Raw genomic sequence first — 18,509 nt, forward strand, 5'->3', positions numbered from 1 at the left:
GTGAACTTCTATACGTTTAGACGTCCAGATGTAAAAATGACGGAAAACGGTCAGGGCGTCAACTGGAAAATCACCATTATTCGTGAGGAATGTTCAGTGAAGATGAAAAAAATTCATGACTGAAGATAAAACCCTCCCCTTTATAAGGAGAGGGTAGATGCAAAGGGAGGATTACAGCAACTGCGCCAGACGGTTAATATCCGACTGGATCGCGCCAGCGGTCACATCGCGACCGGCGCCCGGCCCACGGATCACCAGCGGGTTATCACGATACCAGCGGCTTTCAATGGCAAAAACGTTATCACACGGCAGCAGCGACGCCAGTGGATGCTCAGCACGAACGGCTTCCACGCCAACGCGCGCTTTACCGTTGGCATCAAAGCGCGCCACATAGCGCAGCACCAGGCCCATTTCACGGGCAGCCTCAAGGCGCTGTAGCATCTGGTCATTCAGCTCGTCGCCATTTTCAAAGAAGTGATCCACCGAGCCATCTTCACACCCTGCCGGGACCAGCGACTCCACACGAACCTGATCCGGCTCGATGTCATAACCCGCTTCACGGGCCAGGATCACCAGTTTGCGCATCACGTCTTTACCGGAAAGGTCTACGCGCGGATCCGGCTCGGTCAGCCCCTGCTGCCAGGCCTGGTCGACCAAATCGGTAAAAGGTACGGAGCCATCAAACTGCAAAAACAGCCAGGAGAGCGTACCGGAGAAGATGCCGCTGATCGCCAGAATCGCATCGCCGCTCTCACGCAGATCGCGCACGGTGTGGTTAACCGGCAAACCCGCGCCGACGGTGGCGTTATACAGCCAGCGGCGACCGGTTTTTTCGAACGCATCGTGAATTTGGCGGTACTTATCACTGGTGCTCGCACCAGCCAGTTTGTTGGCGCTAATCACGTGGAAACCGTGGCTGGCGAAATCCAGATACTGATCGGCAAGCTGCTCGCTGGCGGTGACATCCAGCACCACTAAATCATCATAAGGGTGGGCGCGCATCCACAGGAACAACGCTTCTTCATCCTGCTCGACCGCTTCATCATTGAAAAACGCCAGCGCACGACTGGCGTCCAGCCCGTCGTAACTCAGCAGGCTGCGGCGGCTATCCACCACCCCGGCCAGCACAAACTCAAACCCGGTGCGCGCCGATAACGCGCTCTGCTCGCGGGAGAACAGCTCCAGCCAGCGGGAACCGATATTGCCTTTTCCGAACAGCATCAGGCCAATACGTTTTTCGGCGCGGAAGAGCGACTGGTGCAACCCCTGGATCAGACTCTCAGTTGGCCCTACGCGCAGCACAGCCACCAGGCTAATCCCTTCATCGGACTGCCAGATAAACTCCACCGGCTGACCTTTCAGTTGCTGCCAGAAACGGTGGCTGTGCAGCGGGTTACGGCAAACGCCAGCGCCCACCATCGCCACCAGCGCCAGCCCCTGGCGCAAGCGCAACTCGCCCGGCAAACCCGCTTCATCCAGCAGTTTGAAGACGCTGTCCACCACTTCGGAGGTGTAGCACAGTTGCAGCAGGTTACGGTCAGCATGCGCCCCAACAGCCAGCGGACGCACCTGGGCACGCTTCAACACCACATCGATATCTTTTTGCGCCAGCTTAAAATCCTGACCGGCGGGCACGAGAAACTCAATCAGGCAAACATCATCATGACTGGTGACGATACGCGCGCCGGTACCGGATGCCAGTACGCGCTCAATACGCGTTGAACCTTGCTCCGGGCTATAACTACAGCGTAATTGCAGATCGATGTTGCTACCGGAAACGGGCTGCAACGTGCGGGCATGCAGTACTGGCGCGGCAAGACGCGCCAGCTCGCTGGCCTCGTCGAGACGCAGCAGCGGCAACAGGCAGGCATCTTTCACTTTGCGCGGATCGGCGCTGTACACCCCCGCCACATCGCTCCAGATGGTCACGCGCGAGGCATCAGCCAGCGCACCGATCTGTGTCGCGGAATAGTCAGAGCCATTACGCCCCAGCAGCACGGTTTCACCCGCGTCGTTGCGGCTGATAAAACCAGTCACCACAATGCGTTTACCCGGCAACTGCGCCAGTTTCTGTTGCAGTAATGGCCAGGACTCGCCTTCATTTACCTGCGGTTGCGCGGCGCGCTCCGCACGCAGGAAATCACGGGCATCCAGCCAGGCCGCGTCCAGACCTTGTTGATTCAGTACGGCAGCCATTAAACGCGCAGACCAGATTTCACCGTGGCCGACCACTTCCGCGTATACCGCATCGGTAATGCCACCATCCAGCAGTGCGGCCAGATGTTCCAGGTCGTGAATAAATTCACTGGTTAACCCGTCGGCAACATCGGCGGGCAGCAAACCGCCAATCAGGTCGCTTTGATAGCGGCGCAGTGATTGTTGAACCTGATGCGCAGAGAGGCGATCGGTCTGGCTTAATTTAAGCCAGTTGATCAACTGGTTGGTGGTGCTGCCTGCGGCCGAGACAACCATCATGTCGCCCGGTTGCGAATATTCCGCCATGATCCCCGCCACGCGCAGGTAACACTTCACATCCGCCAGACTACTCCCACCAAATTTGTGCAGCTGACGAGCTTTCGTCCCTGCCTGCGCAATCACACTCATGTTTACCCCTCAGCGGCGACCCGGAAGCCATTTTCCAGATCGGCAATTAGATCTTCACTATCTTCAATACCGGTTGAGATGCGCAGCAGCGTCTCAGAGATCCCGGCGGCGGCACGCGCTTCCGGCGCCATGCCCGCGTGGGTCATCGTGGCGGCATGAGAGATTAAACTTTCCACTCCGCCTAATGATTCCGCCAGCGTAAACAGCGATAACCCACTTAAAAAGCGACGCAGCGTTTGCTCATCGCCATCCAGTTCAAAACTTAGCATCGCGCCAAAGCCTTTTTGTTGACGCGCCGCAATCTCATGCCCTTGGTTATCCGGCAAAGAGGGATGGTACAGCTTTTTCACCAGCGGCTGTTTTTTCAGGAAATCAACAATCGCCTGAGCGTTGCGCTGGGCCACTTCCATACGCGGTGACAGGGTGCGCAAACCGCGCAGTAACAGATAGCTATCGAAGGCGCTGCCAGTGACGCCAATGTTATTCGCCCACCATGCCAGTTCAGTGACAGTCTCTTCATCTTTCGCGATCACCACGCCCGCCACCACATCGGAATGCCCGTTGAGGTATTTGGTGCAGGAGTGCAGCACCAGATCGGCACCCAGCGCCAGCGGATTTTGCAACGCCGGGCTCAGGAAGGTGTTATCCACAACGCTAACCGCACCGGCCTCACGCGCAAGCTGACAGATTTTCGCAATATCCACGACGCGCAACAATGGGTTGCTTGGGCTTTCTACCAGTACCAGCTTCGGTTTTTCCGCCAGCGCATTTTTTAGCGCCTGCTCATCACCCTGATCGACAAACCGCACACGGTAACAACCGCGCTTCGCCAGGCTATCAAACAAGCGATAGCTCCCACCATAACAGTCATGCGGCGCAACCAGTAGATCGCCCGGTTTGAGAAACACGGTGGTCACAAGGTGAATAGCCGACATCCCGGTATTGGTCAGCACCGCGCCTGCGCCGCCTTCCAGTTCCGCCAGCGCACGCTGCACAACATCACGCGTTGGGTTACCACGGCGCGAGTAGTCATGCGCGCGCGGCTCATTAAAACCGGTGAAATTATACGTACTGGAGAGGTGGATCGGCGGGACAACGCAACCGTACTGCTCGTCATCGTTTAATCCGCTACGCACTGCGATGGTGGCCTGTTTACGCGTCATGATGAAGGCTTCCTGGCTTAATGGATGAAAAGTCTGGCAACAGAGTAAACACTGCGCCGATAGACGTCAATACATCTGGACATCTAAACTTCTTTGCGTATAGATTGAGCAAAGGCATAATAGCCGTTAAAATTATATGCTTTAGTACGGCACTGTTACGCGATACACCGTGTCACGCTGATGACTCTACGGTAAACTACGCGGGATTATGACTCAGGTGTAGTCACCTGAGACTGAGACTAATGACTGAGAGGATTAAAGGTATCTCATGGCTGAATGGAGCGGCGAATATATCAGCCCATACGCTGAGCACGGCAAGAAGAGTGAACAAGTAAAGAAAATTACGGTTTCCATTCCTCTTAAGGTGTTAAAAATCCTCACCGATGAACGTACCCGTCGTCAGGTGAACAACCTGCGTCACGCCACCAACAGCGAACTGCTGTGTGAAGCATTTTTGCATGCGTTTACCGGTCAACCTTTGCCGAACGATGAAGATCTGCGTAAAGAGCGCAGCGATGAAATCCCGGAAGAGGCGAAAGTGATTATGCGTGAACTGGGTATCGACCCGGATACCTGGGAATACTGATAAAGACGAAAAAGGCGGAAGATGATGTTATCCGCCTTTCTTGCTCATCGGGAAACATCAGAGACAAAAAAAGCGCCTTTCGGCGCTTTTTTTTCTGGCAACTTATTTGCTGCCCGGGATGCTGAAGCGTTTGTTGAAACGCTCAACACGACCACCGGTATCAACTACGCGTTGTTTACCAGTAAAGAACGGGTGGCATTTGCCGCACACGTCCAGGTTCAGGTCGTGACCCACGGTAGAATGGGTTTTGATCACATTACCGCAAGAACAGGTTGCAGTAATAGCTACATAATTCGGGTGAATACCTTTTTTCATGGGAAACCTCAGTTTAAGGCCGCGTCGCTCTTCCAGCCCTAACGCCAGACACCACGCGAGTTAATATGTAAGTGTATCTTCGGCGCGGCAAAAGCGCACCAAAGGCGGCGAATCATACAGAAATTAACCACCACATGCAAACTGATCAGCTCGCCAGTCTTAACAATGTGTATACTAACCCGCCAGTTTTCAAGCCAGGAAGATGAGATGCCCGTCGCCCACGTTGCGCTGTCTGTACCTTTGCCCCGCACCTTTGACTACCTGCTGCCGGATGACATGTCCGTTAGCGCAGGATGCCGCGTGCGTGTGCCTTTTGGTACGCAGCACCGCGTTGGCATTGTGGTGGCCATCAGCGACAAAAGCGAATTGCCGCTCGCAGAGTTAAAACGCGTCGAAGAGGTGCTCGACAGCGAACCCGCATTTTCTCCGCCGGTATGGCGACTGCTGCTGTGGGCGGCGGATTATTATCATCATCCGATTGGCGATGTGCTGTTTAATGCCCTCCCCGTTCTGCTGCGGCAAACAAAGCCAGCCAGCGCGGAGTTTCAGGGATACTGGTTCGCCACCGAACAGGGACAGGCGACGGACATCAACCGCGTAAAGTCGGCAAAGCAGCAGCAGGCGTTATCGGCGCTGCGTAAAGGAAAAATCTGGCAGCATCAACTGGCAGCGTTGGATCTTAAAAGCGTCACTTTACAGGCATTGCGCGCGAAAGGTCTGGCGGAGATGAACAGCGAAGCGCCCACCTTTAGCGACTGGCGCAACAGCTTCTCAGTGAGCGGCGACAGACTGCGGTTAAACACCGAACAGGCCACCGCGGTGGGGGCCATCCATAGCGCGGCGGATCGTTTCTCCGCCTGGCTGCTGGCAGGCGTCACCGGATCCGGCAAAACAGAAGTCTATTTAAGTGTGCTGGAAAACGTACTGTCGCAGGGTAAACAGGCGCTGGTGATGGTGCCGGAAATCGGTCTGACGCCGCAAACCATCGCCCGTTTTCGTGAACGTTTTAACGCGCCCGTTGACGTTCTGCATTCCGGGCTGAACGACAGCGAAAGGTTGGTGACATGGCAGAAAGCGAAAAGCGGCGAAGCCGCCATCGTGATCGGTACGCGTTCGTCGCTGTTTACGCCGTTTAAAAACCTCGGCGTGATCGTTATCGACGAAGAGCACGACAGCTCTTATAAACAGCAAGAAGGCTGGCGCTACCACGCTCGTGACCTGGCCGTTTACCGTGCCCACAGCGAGCAAATCCCGATCATTCTCGGCTCCGCGACCCCGGCGCTGGAAACCCTGTATAACGTCCGGATGCGTAAATACCATCTGTTGCGACTTACCCGCCGCGCCGGTAACGCGCGCCCGGCGACACAGCATGTGCTGGATATGAAAGGCCAGCAGTTACAGGCCGGGCTGGCGCCTGCGCTTATCAACCGCATGCGCCAGCATCTGCAGGCGGGCAACCAGGTGATCCTGTTTCTTAATCGCCGCGGTTTTTCCCCGGCGCTGCTGTGCCATGATTGCGGCTGGATAGCGGAATGCCCCCGCTGCGATCACTATTACACCTTCCACCAGGCGCAGCAGCATTTACGCTGCCACCACTGCGATAGCCAGCGGCCTGTGCCGCGCCAGTGTCCTTCCTGCGGCTCCACGCACTTGCTGCCCGTGGGGTTAGGCACAGAGCAACTGGAACAAGCGCTGGCGCCACTGTTTCCGGGTGTGCCGGTATCGCGTATCGACCGCGATACCACCAGCCGTAAAGGGGCACTGGAGCAGCATCTTGCCGAAGTTCACCGTGGCGGCGCGCGTATTCTTATTGGCACTCAGATGCTGGCGAAGGGTCACCACTTTCCGGATGTCACGCTGGTCGCACTGCTGGATGTGGATGGCGCATTGTTTTCGGCGGATTTCCGCGCAGCCGAACGCTTCGCCCAGCTTTATACCCAGGTATCCGGTCGCGCAGGCCGTGCCGGGAAACAGGGTGAGGTAGTGTTACAAACACACCATCCTGAACATCCGCTCTTGCTGACATTGCTGCATAAAGGCTATGACACCTTTGCTGAACAGGCGCTGGCGGAGCGGCAAACCCTGCAATTACCGCCGTGGACCAGCCATGTGCTGATCCGCGCCGAAGATCAGAACAACCAGCACGCGCCACTGTTTTTACAGCAGTTGAGAAACCTGCTGCAGGCCAGCCCGCTGGCGGATGACCCGTTATGGATCCTTGGACCGGTTCCCGCGCTGGCGGCTAAACGCGCCGGGCGATACCGCTGGCAAATCCTGTTGCAGCACCCTTCCCGCGTTCGTTTACAGCATATTGTTAACGGTGCGCTGGCGCTCGTGAATACCCTACCGGAAGCGCGCCGGGTGAAATGGGTGCTGGATGTCGACCCTATCGAAGGCTAATGCTGCGAGGCAGCGCGTAAAATTCAACTTTCATCACACTTTTCATGAAAATTCTGTAACCGATGGGCTTAACTATCTGATAAAAATGTGACTACGCCTGCGCCGTGCATGCGAGGAGAACAAGGTGAAACCCAAAAATCAGGTTGCGGCTGCGACCATGAAAGACGTTGCCATGAAAGCAAAGGTATCTACGGCAACCGTATCCCGTGCGTTAATGAACCCGGATAAAGTGTCGCAAGCAACCCGCAACCGGGTTGAGCAAGCGGCGATGGAAGTGGGCTATTTGCCCCAGTCGATGGGACGCAATGTTAAACGCAATGAATCCCGGACCATCCTGGTGATTGTGCCGGATATCTGCGATCCCTTTTTCAGCGAAATTATTCGCGGTATTGAAGTTGCCGCGGCTGAACACGGTTATCTGGTGTTGATTGGCGATTGCGCCCATCAGAATCAGCAGGAAAAGACCTTTATCGACCTGATTATCACCAAGCAAATCGATGGCATGCTGCTGCTGGGTTCGCGTCTGCCCTTTGATGCCAGCATTGAGGAGCAACGCAATTTACCGCCAATGGTAATGGCGAATGAGTTTGCTCCCGAACTGGAACTGCCGACGGTTCACATTGATAACCTGACCGCCGCATTTAACGCCGTCAATTATCTGCAGGAACAGGGACATCATCTGATTGGCTGTATCGCCGGGCCGGAAGAGATGCCGCTGTGCCACTATCGGTTGCAGGGATACGTGCAAGCGCTGCGTCGCTCAGGCGTGGTCGTCGATCCCCATTATATTGCACGCGGCGATTTCACCTTCGAAGCGGGCGCTCATGCGCTGGAGCAGTTAATGACGCTGCCGAAACCGCCAACGGCAGTCTTCTGCCATAGCGATGTCATGGCGCTCGGCGCGCTCTCGCAAGCCAAACGCCGCGGGCTGAGAGTGCCGCAGGATTTATCCATCATCGGCTTTGATAACATTTCACTGTCGGAGTTCTGCGATCCGCCGCTGACCACCGTTGCACAGCCGCGCTACGACATTGGCCGCGAATCGATGCTATTGCTGCTCGAGCAACTGCAAGGCCATAACGTCAGCAGCGGATCGCGTCTGTTGGATTGCGAACTGATTCTGCGCGGGTCAACCCAGGCACTGAAGTAAAGCCGGGGCTTTCAGACTCCCGCTTCTGGTCAAAAGCCCGTCGCTTAAGTAACATGGCGGGCTGATAAACGAAATAAAGACAGCGAAACAACGATAGTGGCACAACGAGATTATGTACGCCGCGGTAGCCAGTCGGCTCCTTCGCGGCGCAAAAAGAGTAGCTCAAGGAACAAGCAACGCAGCAAGTCTGCGGTCTCTCCAGCCATGGTCGCTATTGCGGCCGCCGTGCTGGTTGCCTTTATCGGTGGTCTGTACTTCATTACGCACCACAAAAAAGAAGAATCCGAATCGCTGCAAAACCAAAAAGTCGCCGGTAACGGTTTACCCCCAAAACCGGAAGAGCGCTGGCGCTATATCAAGGAACTGGAAAGCCGCCAGCCTGGCGTAGTTGCCCCCACGGAGCCTTCAGCCGGTGGTGAAGTGAAAAACCCGGATCAGCTCACTGATGAACAACGCCAGTTGTTAGCGCAAATGCAGGCGGATATGCGCCAGCAACCAACGCAGCTCAACGAAGTGCCATGGAACGAGCAAACTGCGGAGCAGCGCCAGCAAACGTTGCAACGCCAGCGTCAGGCACAGCAGCAGGTGCAGATGCAACAGCAGCAACAATGGGCGCAAACACAGCCAGTACAGCAGCCGCGTACGCAGCCACGCGTAACCGAACAACCGGTTCAGCAACCTGCGCGTACAGCGCAAACCACAGCGCCAGCCACAACGGCGCCGCGTCAGACGCAGCAGCAGAAACCGGCTACGACGTCACAGCCGTATCAGGATCTGTTGCAAACCCCGCCGCACAACACGGCGGCGCAGCCCAAAACGCAGCAGGCCGCGCCTGTCACGCATGAGGTGGAAGCGCCGAAACAGCAGCAAACGGCAGAGAAAAAAGATGATCGTCGCTGGCTGGTGCAATGCGGATCGTTTAAAGGCCAGGATCAAGCCGAAACCGTTCGCGCGCAACTGGCGTTTGAAGGGTTTGACTCGCGCATTACCGCTAACAACGGCTGGAATCGCGTTGTGATAGGCCCGGTGAAAGGCAAAGAGAATGCCGACTCCACCATTAGCCGCCTGAAAATGGCCGGCCATACAAACTGCATCCGTCTCGCTGCCGGGGGTTGAAACCCCCAAAATCTCCCCCATCTATAATTGCAATCTGCCCCGCACACTGTTGCGGGGTCTGTATTCTGCATTTGTAACCAAGGGGTCTGCTCGTGACAACAATAGTAAGCGTACGCCGTAACGGCCATGTCGTTATCGCTGGTGATGGCCAGGCCACACTGGGCAACACGGTAATGAAAGGCAACGTGAAAAAAGTCCGTCGCCTGTATCACGACAAAGTGATCGCTGGCTTTGCCGGTGGCACCGCCGACGCCTTCACGCTGTTTGAACTGTTCGAACGTAAACTGGAAATGCACCAGGGACATCTGGTGAAAGCGGCTGTCGAACTGGCAAAGGACTGGCGTACCGATCGCATGCTGCGCAAGCTGGAAGCGTTGCTGGCCGTGGCTGATGAAACGGCGTCGCTTATCATCACCGGCAACGGTGACGTGGTGCAGCCAGAAAATGATCTGATCGCCATTGGTTCCGGTGGGCCTTATGCCCAGGCTGCGGCACGTGCGCTGCTGGAAAATACCGAACTGAGCGCGCGTGAAATTGCTGAGAAGGCATTGGATATTGCAGGCGATATCTGCATCTATACCAACCACTTCCATACCATCGAAGAATTATCCTCTGAAGCGTAAGGATCTCCCATGTCTGAAATGACCCCACGCGAAATCGTCAGCGAACTGAACAAGCACATTATTGGCCAGGACGCTGCCAAGCGTTCAGTGGCGATTGCTCTGCGTAACCGCTGGCGTCGTATGCAGCTCGATGAAGAGCTGCGCCATGAAGTGACACCGAAAAACATTCTGATGATCGGCCCGACCGGTGTCGGTAAAACCGAAATCGCCCGTCGTCTGGCAAAACTCGCTAATGCGCCGTTTATCAAAGTCGAAGCGACCAAGTTCACCGAAGTGGGCTATGTCGGCAAAGAAGTGGATTCGATCATCCGCGATCTGACCGATGCCGCCGTTAAAATGGTGCGTATTCAGTCGATCGAGAAAAACCGCTACCGCGCAGAAGAAATGGCAGAAGAGCGCATTCTCGATGTGCTGATCCCGCCAGCAAAAAACAACTGGGGCCAGCCAGAGCAGCCCGCAGAACCTTCTGCGGCGCGTCAGTCTTTCCGCAAAAAACTGCGTGAAGGCCAGCTCGACGACAAAGAGATTGAGATCGACCTCGCCGCTGCGCCGATGGGTGTCGAAATCATGGCGCCTCCGGGCATGGAAGAGATGACCAATCAGCTTCAGTCGATGTTCCAGAATCTGGGCGGTCAGAAGCAGAAACCGCGCAAGCTGAAAATCAAAGATGCGATGAAGCTGCTGATTGAAGAAGAAGCCGCGAAGCTGGTCAACCCGGAAGAGTTGAAACAAGAGGCTATCGACGCCGTTGAACAACACGGGATCGTGTTTATCGACGAAATCGACAAAATCTGCAAGCGCGGTAATACCTCAGGACCGGATGTCTCTCGCGAAGGCGTACAGCGCGACCTGCTGCCGCTGGTGGAAGGCTGCACCGTATCGACGAAACACGGCATGGTCAAAACCGACCATATTCTGTTTATCGCTTCCGGCGCATTCCAGATTGCCAGCCCGTCGGATCTCATCCCGGAACTGCAAGGCCGTTTGCCGATCCGTGTTGAACTGCAGGCGCTGACCGCAGAAGATTTCGAACGCATCCTCACCGAGCCGAACGCATCGGTTACCGTACAGTACAAAGCGCTGATGGCGACCGAAGGCGTGAACATCGACTTCACTGACGACGGTATCAAACGCATCGCGCAGGCGGCCTGGCAGGTGAACGAAACCACGGAAAACATCGGCGCTCGCCGTTTGCATACCGTGCTGGAACGCCTGATGGAAGATATCTCCTATGACGCCAGCGATCTGGGCGGCGAGACGATCATCATTGATGCCGACTATGTGAGTAAACATCTTGATGCTTTAGTGGCAGATGAAGATCTGAGCCGTTTTATCTTATAATCATCGCCACAACGTTTTCATCACATTCGATGGGGGCTTATGCCCCCATTTTTGTTGGCCTAATTTATGAACGAAACGCAAACTCTGAGCCGTACTCAAGCCTGGCTGGAAAGCCTGCGACCGAAAACATTACCGCTGGCGTTTGCCGCCATTGTCGTCGGTACGGTGCTGGCCTGGTGGCAGGGCTTTTTTGATCCGCTGGTTGCCGTGCTCGCGCTGATCACCGCCGGACTGCTGCAAATTCTCTCTAATCTCGCCAACGATTATGGCGACGCGGTCAAAGGCAGCGATAAGCCAGACCGTATCGGACCATTGCGCGGCATGCAAAAAGGGGCGATTTCCCTCGAGCAAATGAAGCGCGCGCTGATAATTATCATCATCCTGAGCTGCATCGCCGGGCTGCTGCTGGTCACCGCCGCCACCCAGACAATGGCCGACTTTATCGGTTTTCTGGTGCTGGGTGGGCTCTCAATTATCGCCGCCATCACCTACACCATCGGCAAACGCCCTTACGGCTATATTGGCCTTGGCGATGTGTCAGTGCTGATTTTCTTTGGCTGGCTGAGCGTCATTGGTAGCTGGTATCTGCAAACGCATATGCTGGTTCCCGCCGTGATCCTGCCGGCAACAGCCTGCGGCCTGCTGGCCACAGCGGTATTGAATATCAACAACCTGCGCGATATCGATAGCGACCGTGAAAACGGTAAAAATACGCTGGTAGTGCGTTTAGGGCCGATCAATGCTCGCCGTTATCACGCGGGTTTACTGGTGGGCGCGCTGTTATGCCTGGCATTGTTTAATCTGCTGTCACTGCACAGCGCCTGGGGGTGGCTGTTTATTCTTGCCGCACCGCTGCTGATAAAACAGGCGCGTTTTGTGCTGCGTGAGCTCGACCCACGCGCGATGCCGCCGATGCTGGAACGCACGGTAAAAGGCGCACTGTTAACTAACCTGTTGTTTGTAGTTGGAATTATCCTCAGTCAGACGCATTTTTAACTGATTAATGTCAATTAACAATTGATGATTTTGCCAACAGTGCGCGATGCGCGATATACTGACAACTCTCGTCGCAACTGAACGTTAAGCCTATGAAATACGATACCTCTGAGCTTTGTGATATCTACCAGGAAGAGATCAACGTCGTGGAACCGCTGTTCTCCAATTTTGGTGGACGGTCGTCTTTTGGCGGACAAATCATCACGGTGAAATGTTTCGAGGATAACGGGTTGCTTTACGATCTGCTCGAACAGAATGGTCGTGGTCGCATCCTGCTGGTTGACGGCGGCGGCTCCGTACGTCGCGCGTTAATTGACGCCGATCTCGCCCGCACAGCGGTGCAAAACGAGTGGGAAGGCATTGTGGTCTACGGCGCGGTGCGCCAGGTGGACGACCTAGAAGAACTGGATATCGGCATTCAGGCGATTGCTGCAATCCCGGTTGGCGCCGCAGGCGAAGGCATTGGCGAAAGCGATGTCCGCGTCAATTTCGGCGGGGTAACCTTCTTCTCCGGTGACCATCTCTACGCCGACAACACCGGCATTATCCTGTCGGAAGACCCACTGGATATCGAGTAAAAGAAAGGGCGCCTGAGGGCGCCCTTCTTATTTCTCCGTGTCTGGCGGCGCTTCGCTTACCCGACCCGGATCGTAATCAGACTTCTTCCATGCGGCCCAGCAGCGCCTGCAGACGTTCCTGCCAGCCGTGCTGTTGCTCTCTTAATTGATTGTTTTCGCGCTCCAGCTCTTCACGACCCTGCTGCGCGGACTGAATTTCCTGCGTCAGGCTGTTGTTCTTGTCTTTCAACTCTTCGATTTCCATCTGCAACAGCGTGATGGTATCAATCGCCTGCTGCACCTTTGCTTCCAGTTTCTCAAACACTTCTAATGACATTGTCATACCTCTCCTGAGTTGCAAGGCGTTGATGGATATACACTTCATCTTTCAAGTTGCAGGGAGTTGGCTCTCCTGCCGCTCGAATTATTCGTGTCTTACAAAATCCTCGTCCCGAATACCGGTGACGCCTTATGAATATGAGCATATTTGCTTGTTACCGATTGTATGAAGCCCACCAGCCCCTGTCCAGCGCAGAGCCGCGCTGTTTGCGCTTTGCAACACTTTTCAGCCTGCTCCTGGTGCAAGAAAGGTATCTACCTCTAAATTGTTAATACCCAGGTTACAAAAATGATTCAGCTCACATTTCCTCATGGTGCAAAAACGCGCATCATCGCGCGAAAACGCTCATTTTATTGACGCAGTACACACATTTTGATTTCGATATTTCTCGTTTTTGCTCGTTAACGATAAATTAACACTGTGTCTACACGACACCATGGTGGTCTTCGGCCTCCGTGCTAACAATAACCACTAAACTTTTTGCAGGATCCGATTATGAGTCAAACATCAACCTTAAAAGGCCAGTGCATCGCCGAGTTTCTCGGCACCGGGTTGTTGATTTTCTTCGGTGTGGGCTGTGTCGCAGCGCTAAAAGTGGCGGGAGCTACCTTTGGCCAGTGGGAAATCAGTATCATTTGGGGTCTGGGCGTGGCAATGGCCATTTACCTGACCGCAGGGGTTTCCGGCGCGCATCTAAACCCGGCAGTTACCATTGCATTGTGGCTCTTCGCGAGTTTTGACGGACGTAAAGTTGTTCCGTTTATTATTTCTCAGTTTGCCGGCGCGTTTTGCGCGGCTGCACTTGTTTACGGGCTTTACTACAATCTTTTCCTCGACTTTGAACAAACGCACAATATGGTGCGCGGCAGTGTTGAAAGTCTTGATCTGGCTGGTATTTTCTCTACTTACCCCAACCCGCACATCAATTTTGTGCAGGCCTTCGCCGTTGAGATGGTGATCACCGCCGTCCTGATGGGCGTAATTCTGGCGTTAGGCGATGATGGCAACGGCATTCCGCGTGGCCCGCTGGCACCGTTGCTGATCGGTCTGTTGATTGCCGTTATCGGCGCGTCGATGGGCCCGCTGACCGGCTTCGCCATGAACCCGGCGCGTGACATCGGACCGAAAGCATTCGCCTGGCTGGCAGGCTGGGGCAATGTCGCCTTTACCGGCGGCAAAGATATTCCCTACTTCCTCGTCCCGCTGTTCGGGCCGATTGTAGGCGCGGCGCTCGGCGCATTTGGTTACCGTAAACTGATTGGTCGCCATCTGCCGTCAAATACCAGTGTGGCGGCGGAAGAAAAAGGCACCGCCTCTACGACTCAACAAAAAGCTTCGCTGTAATGTGACTACGGGAACATAACCATGACTGACAAAAAATATATCGTTGCGCTCGACCAGGGCACTACCAGCTCCCGCGCCGTTGTGATGGATCATGACGCCAACATCATCAGCGTTTCACAGCGCGAATTTGAACAAATTTACCCGAAGCCAGGCTGGGTTGAGCACGATCCGATGGAAATCTGGGCATCGCAAAGCTCTACGCTGGTGGAAGTGCTAGCCAAAGCCGATATCAATTCCGATGAAATTGCCGCTATCGGCATTACTAACCAGCGTGAAACCACGATTGTCTGGGAACGCGAAACCGGCAAGCCGATTTACAACGCCATCGTCTGGCAGTGCCGCCGTACGGCGGATATTTGCGAGAAACTGAAGCGCGACGGCATGGAAGAGTACGTGCGCAACGCCACCGGTCTGGTGGTTGACCCGTACTTCTCCGGCACCAAAGTGAAGTGGATCCTCGACCACGTGGAAGGCTCCCGTGAACGCGCAAAACGCGGTGAACTGCTGTTCGGTACCGTGGATACCTGGCTTATCTGGAAAATGACCCAGGGCCGCGTACATGTTACGGATTACACCAACGCCTCGCGCACCATGCTGTTCAACATCCACGAGCTGGACTGGGATGACAAAATGCTGGAAGCGCTGGATATCCCGCGCGCCATGCTGCCGGAAGTGCGTAAATCGTCCGAAGTGTATGGTCAGACCAACATCGGTGGTAAAGGCGGTACACGTATTCCTATCGCCGGTATTGCCGGTGACCAGCAGGCGGCGCTGTTCGGCCAACTGTGCGTGAAAGAAGGGATGGCGAAAAACACCTACGGCACCGGCTGCTTTATGCTGATGAACACCGGTGAGAAAGCGGTGAAATCGGAACACGGCCTGCTGACCACCATCGGTTGCGGCCCGAAAGGCGAAGTGAACTATGCGCTGGAAGGCGCTGTGTTTATGGCGGGTGCGTCCATTCAGTGGCTGCGTGACGAGATGAAGCTGATTAGCGATGCCTTCGACTCCGAATATTTCGCCACCAAAGTGAAAGACACCAACGGCGTGTACGTCGTTCCGGCCTTTACCGGTCTGGGCGCGCCGTACTGGGACCCGTATGCACGTGGCGCGATCTTCGGTCTGACCCGCGGCGTCAACTCAAACCACATCATCCGTGCGACGCTGGAATCTATTGCTTATCAGACTCGCGATGTACTGGAAGCAATGCAGGCTGACTCCGGCATTCGTTTGCACGCGCTGCGTGTGGATGGCGGCGCAGTGGCGAACAACTTCCTGATGCAGTTCCAGTCCGATATCCTCGGCACCCGCGTGGAACGCCCGGAAGTGCGTGAAGTCACCGCACTTGGCGCGGCATACCTCGCTGGTCTGGCGGTCGGTTTCTGGCAGAATCTGGATGAGCTGCAGGAAAAAGCGGTGATCGAGCGCGAATTCCGCCCGGGCATCGAAACCACCGAGCGTAACGTCCGTTACAATGGCTGGAAAAAAGCCGTTAAACGTGCGCTGGCGTGGGAAGATCACGACGAATAACCCGCAGTAACAGATGCCCTCTCTCCAACGGGGAGAGGGCTATGCCCAATCAACCCTCCCTCGCTCGCTGTGATAAACTTCGCTCAATTTCTTTCACTGTAGAGTTTGTTATGAGACGAGAACTTGCCATCGAATTCTCCCGGGTTACCGAAGCCGCCGCGTTGGCGGGCTATAAGTGGCTGGGACGCGGCGATAAAAACACCGCGGACGGCGCAGCGGTGCACGCTATGCGCATTATGCTCAATCAGGTCAATATCGACGGAACCATTGTGATTGGCGAAGGGGAAATCGACGAAGCCCCGATGCTGTTTATCGGTGAGAAAGTAGGAACCGGCAAGGGTGATGCGGTGGATATCGCCGTCGATCCCATTGAAGGCACGCGCATGACCGCCATGGGTCAGGCAAACGCGCTGGCGGTACTGGCAGTGGGCGATAAAGGCTGCTTCCTGAACGCACCGGATATGTACATGGAAAAGCTGATTGTCGGTCCGGGCGCAAAAGGCGCTATCGACCTGAATCTGCCACTGGCGGATAACCTGCGTAATGTCGCTGCCGCGCTGAACAAACCGCTGAGCGAACTGACGGTCACCATTCTGGCCAAACCCCGCCACGATGCCACTATCGCCGAGATGCAAACGCTGGGCGTACGTGTTTTTGCTATCCCGGATGGCGACGTCGCAGCGTCGATTCTCACCTGTATGCCGGATAGCGAAGTGGACGTGCTGTATGGCATTGGCGGCGCACCGGAAGGGGTGGTGTCCGCTGCGGTGATCCGTGCGCTCGATGGCGACATGCAAGGGCGCTTGCTGGCGCGCCACCAGGTTAAAGGCGACAGCGAAGAGAACCGCCGCATTGGTGAACATGAATTAAAACGCTGCCGTGGTATGGGCATTGAAGCCGGTAACGTCCTGCGTCTGGATGATATGGCGCGCAGCGACAACGTGATTTTTTCCGCCACCGGCATCACCAAAGGCGATCTGCTGGATGGTATTACCCGCAAAGGGAATATCGCCACCACTGAAACGCTGCTGATCCGCGGCAAGTCGCGCACGATTCGCCGTATTCAATCCATTCATTATCTGGATCGCAAAGACCCTGAAGTACAGCGTCATATACTGTAAGGGTATTTGTTCAATTGAGCTTTCCGGCCCGGATGGGCTGGAAATCTTCGCTTGTTGACACGAAGATAAGGCAACGCAACAGAACAGGAGATAACCATGGCGGACTGGGTAACAGGCAAAGTCACAAAGGTGCAGTTCTGGACCGACGCATTATTTAGTCTCACCGTTCATGCCCCCGTTCTTCCCTTCACCGCCGGGCAATTCGCCAAACTTGGACTGGAAATTGACGGCGAGCGCGTACAGCGCGCTTACTCGTACGTTAATGCGCCAGGCAACCCCGATCTTGAGTTCTATCTTGTTATTGTTCCGGACGGCAAACTCAGCCCGCGTCTTGCGGCCTTACAGCCCGGAGATGAAGTGCTGGTGGTGAGCGAAGCCGCGGGGTTCTTTGTGCTGGACGAAGTGCCGGACTGCGAAACCCTGTGGATGCTGGCAACCGGCACGGCGATTGGGCCATATCTGTCGATTCTGCAAGAAGGCAAAGACCTCGATCGCTTTAAAAACCTGGTGCTGGTGCACGCGGTACGCTATGCGGCGGATTTAAGCTATTTGCCGTTGATGCTGGAGCTGCAAAAACGCTACGAAGGGAAATTACGCATTCAGACCGTGGTAAGCCGGGAGACGATTTCGGGTTCCCTGACCGGGCGGGTGCCGGCACTCATTGAAAGCGGCGCGCTGGAAGAGGCGGTCGGGCTGCCGATGAACACAGAGAGCAGTCACGTGATGCTGTGCGGCAACCCGCAAATGGTGCGCGATACCACGCAACTGCTGAAAGAGACCCGGCAGATGACGAAGCATCTTCGCCGCCGACCGGGACATATCACCGCTGAACATTACTGGTGATCAGCGGTATTTCACGTCCAGCGTCTGCTTGCCGTATTTGTTTTCCCCCTGGGTGCCGATAAACGCGCCCAGGTCAATCAGCATCATCACGATAATCACCACCGGGATCAGGCGACCCACCGCCCATTCCAGCGTCCCACTGAGGACTGCCCAGTTCCCGGAAAGCAGCATCCACGCCAGCACCATTAATAGTCCCCACGCGCCGTGGCGTCCTCTATCGTGCAGGCGTTTCACCATCACACAAGTCGTCGGCCAGATCAGGCACACCAGGATAAAGGCCGCCATCTGGAAATCGAGCATTCCCCCGTTCGCCAGTGCAAATAAAACGGTCATGCTGAGAAGCCAGAGTACAATCCAGATCCAAAAGTCACGGCGCCCTATACGCCCTTTAAATGAAAACAACCACTGCTGTATACCCATGTATGGTTCCTTATTATCGTAATGCTGCGTAGTTTACCCTGGAGGCGGGAGTTTTTGACA

17 protein-coding genes are annotated in these 18,509 nt (G+C 55.4%); 12 read left to right on the forward strand and 5 right to left on the reverse strand.

The genetic code is table 11. The features are described from left to right. Window positions 1-171: 171 nt before the first annotated feature. Together ACQ3G7_RS22055 and metB are read right to left on the reverse strand one after the other, a co-directional pair. Complete coding sequence (locus ACQ3G7_RS22055; protein WP_430892150.1) at window positions 172-2,604, reverse strand: bifunctional aspartate kinase/homoserine dehydrogenase II; 2,433 nt, start codon at window positions 2,602-2,604, stop codon at window positions 172-174. A gap of 2 nt (window positions 2,605-2,606) precedes the next feature. Then, window positions 2,607-3,767 (reverse strand): cystathionine gamma-synthase, encoded by a 1,161-nt coding sequence (metB, locus tag ACQ3G7_RS22060; protein ID WP_430892152.1) that lies wholly within the window; start codon window positions 3,765-3,767, stop codon window positions 2,607-2,609. A gap of 268 nt (window positions 3,768-4,035) precedes the next feature. Between metB and metJ the strand changes: the two genes are divergently transcribed. Beyond that, entirely contained in the window at window positions 4,036-4,353 is a 318-nt protein-coding gene (gene metJ / locus ACQ3G7_RS22065) for a met regulon transcriptional regulator MetJ (protein WP_007369220.1), read from the forward strand. Window positions 4,354-4,455: 102 nt separating this feature from the next. Here metJ and rpmE read toward each other — a convergent pair whose 3' ends face one another. Then, a complete protein-coding gene (gene rpmE, locus ACQ3G7_RS22070; protein WP_007369223.1) occupies window positions 4,456-4,668 on the reverse strand; it encodes a 50S ribosomal protein L31 in 213 nt (70 codons plus the stop codon). A gap of 207 nt (window positions 4,669-4,875) precedes the next feature. On the opposite strand from rpmE, the gene priA reads away from it, so the two are divergent. The 7 genes from priA (at window position 4,876) to rraA (ending at window position 12,872) form a co-directional block, all read left to right on the forward strand. Then, window positions 4,876-7,068 (forward strand): primosomal protein N', encoded by a 2,193-nt coding sequence (gene priA, locus ACQ3G7_RS22075; RefSeq protein WP_430892154.1) that lies wholly within the window; start codon window positions 4,876-4,878, stop codon window positions 7,066-7,068. A 124-nt stretch (window positions 7,069-7,192) separates the two neighbouring features. Then, window positions 7,193-8,218 (forward strand): DNA-binding transcriptional regulator CytR, encoded by a 1,026-nt coding sequence (cytR, locus tag ACQ3G7_RS22080; protein ID WP_263098583.1) that lies wholly within the window; start codon window positions 7,193-7,195, stop codon window positions 8,216-8,218. A gap of 96 nt (window positions 8,219-8,314) precedes the next feature. Next, window positions 8,315-9,334, forward strand: coding sequence for a cell division protein FtsN (gene ftsN / locus ACQ3G7_RS22085; RefSeq protein WP_430892156.1), 1,020 nt, complete (start codon window positions 8,315-8,317; stop codon window positions 9,332-9,334). 92 nt (window positions 9,335-9,426) lie between these two features. Next, the gene (gene hslV / locus ACQ3G7_RS22090) at window positions 9,427-9,957 is read left to right on the forward strand and encodes an ATP-dependent protease subunit HslV (RefSeq protein ID WP_061499322.1); all 531 of its coding nucleotides are present in this window, start codon (window positions 9,427-9,429) and stop codon (window positions 9,955-9,957) included. Window positions 9,958-9,966: 9 nt separating this feature from the next. Next, a complete protein-coding gene (gene hslU, locus ACQ3G7_RS22095; RefSeq protein WP_263098585.1) occupies window positions 9,967-11,298 on the forward strand; it encodes an ATP-dependent protease ATPase subunit HslU in 1,332 nt (443 codons plus the stop codon). A gap of 66 nt (window positions 11,299-11,364) precedes the next feature. After that, window positions 11,365-12,294, forward strand: coding sequence for a 1,4-dihydroxy-2-naphthoate polyprenyltransferase (menA, locus tag ACQ3G7_RS22100; RefSeq protein WP_263098586.1), 930 nt, complete (start codon window positions 11,365-11,367; stop codon window positions 12,292-12,294). Window positions 12,295-12,386: 92 nt separating this feature from the next. Beyond that, complete coding sequence (gene rraA, locus ACQ3G7_RS22105; protein WP_061499332.1) at window positions 12,387-12,872, forward strand: ribonuclease E activity regulator RraA; 486 nt, start codon at window positions 12,387-12,389, stop codon at window positions 12,870-12,872. A 76-nt stretch (window positions 12,873-12,948) separates the two neighbouring features. On the opposite strand, the gene zapB is transcribed toward rraA, so the two are convergent. Beyond that, window positions 12,949-13,194, reverse strand: a complete 246-nt coding sequence (gene zapB / locus ACQ3G7_RS22110; protein ID WP_263098587.1) for a septal ring assembly protein ZapB — start codon at window positions 13,192-13,194, stop codon at window positions 12,949-12,951. A gap of 492 nt (window positions 13,195-13,686) precedes the next feature. Between zapB and ACQ3G7_RS22115 the strand changes: the two genes are divergently transcribed. The 4 genes from ACQ3G7_RS22115 to fpr all read left to right on the forward strand — a co-directional run bounded on the left by ACQ3G7_RS22115 (window position 13,687) and on the right by fpr (window position 18,029). Beyond that, on the forward strand, window positions 13,687-14,535 hold the full coding sequence (locus tag ACQ3G7_RS22115) for an MIP/aquaporin family protein (protein ID WP_263098588.1): 849 nt from the start codon (window positions 13,687-13,689) through the stop codon (window positions 14,533-14,535). A 21-nt stretch (window positions 14,536-14,556) separates the two neighbouring features. Then, on the forward strand, window positions 14,557-16,065 hold the full coding sequence (glpK, locus tag ACQ3G7_RS22120) for a glycerol kinase GlpK (RefSeq protein ID WP_263098589.1): 1,509 nt from the start codon (window positions 14,557-14,559) through the stop codon (window positions 16,063-16,065). 110 nt (window positions 16,066-16,175) lie between these two features. Continuing rightward, window positions 16,176-17,186, forward strand: coding sequence for a class II fructose-bisphosphatase (gene glpX / locus ACQ3G7_RS22125; protein WP_263098590.1), 1,011 nt, complete (start codon window positions 16,176-16,178; stop codon window positions 17,184-17,186). Between the two features lie 96 nt (window positions 17,187-17,282). Next, window positions 17,283-18,029 (forward strand): ferredoxin--NADP(+) reductase, encoded by a 747-nt coding sequence (gene fpr, locus ACQ3G7_RS22130; protein ID WP_430892161.1) that lies wholly within the window; start codon window positions 17,283-17,285, stop codon window positions 18,027-18,029. Here the strand turns inward: fpr and ACQ3G7_RS22135 are convergent, their stop codons facing one another. Next, a complete protein-coding gene (locus tag ACQ3G7_RS22135; protein ID WP_263098592.1) occupies window positions 18,030-18,449 on the reverse strand; it encodes a DUF805 domain-containing protein in 420 nt (139 codons plus the stop codon). Window positions 18,450-18,509: the final 60 nt, after the last annotated feature.

The organism is Kosakonia sp. N21, assembly GCF_050587465.1.
Taxonomy (GTDB): domain Bacteria; phylum Pseudomonadota; class Gammaproteobacteria; order Enterobacterales; family Enterobacteriaceae.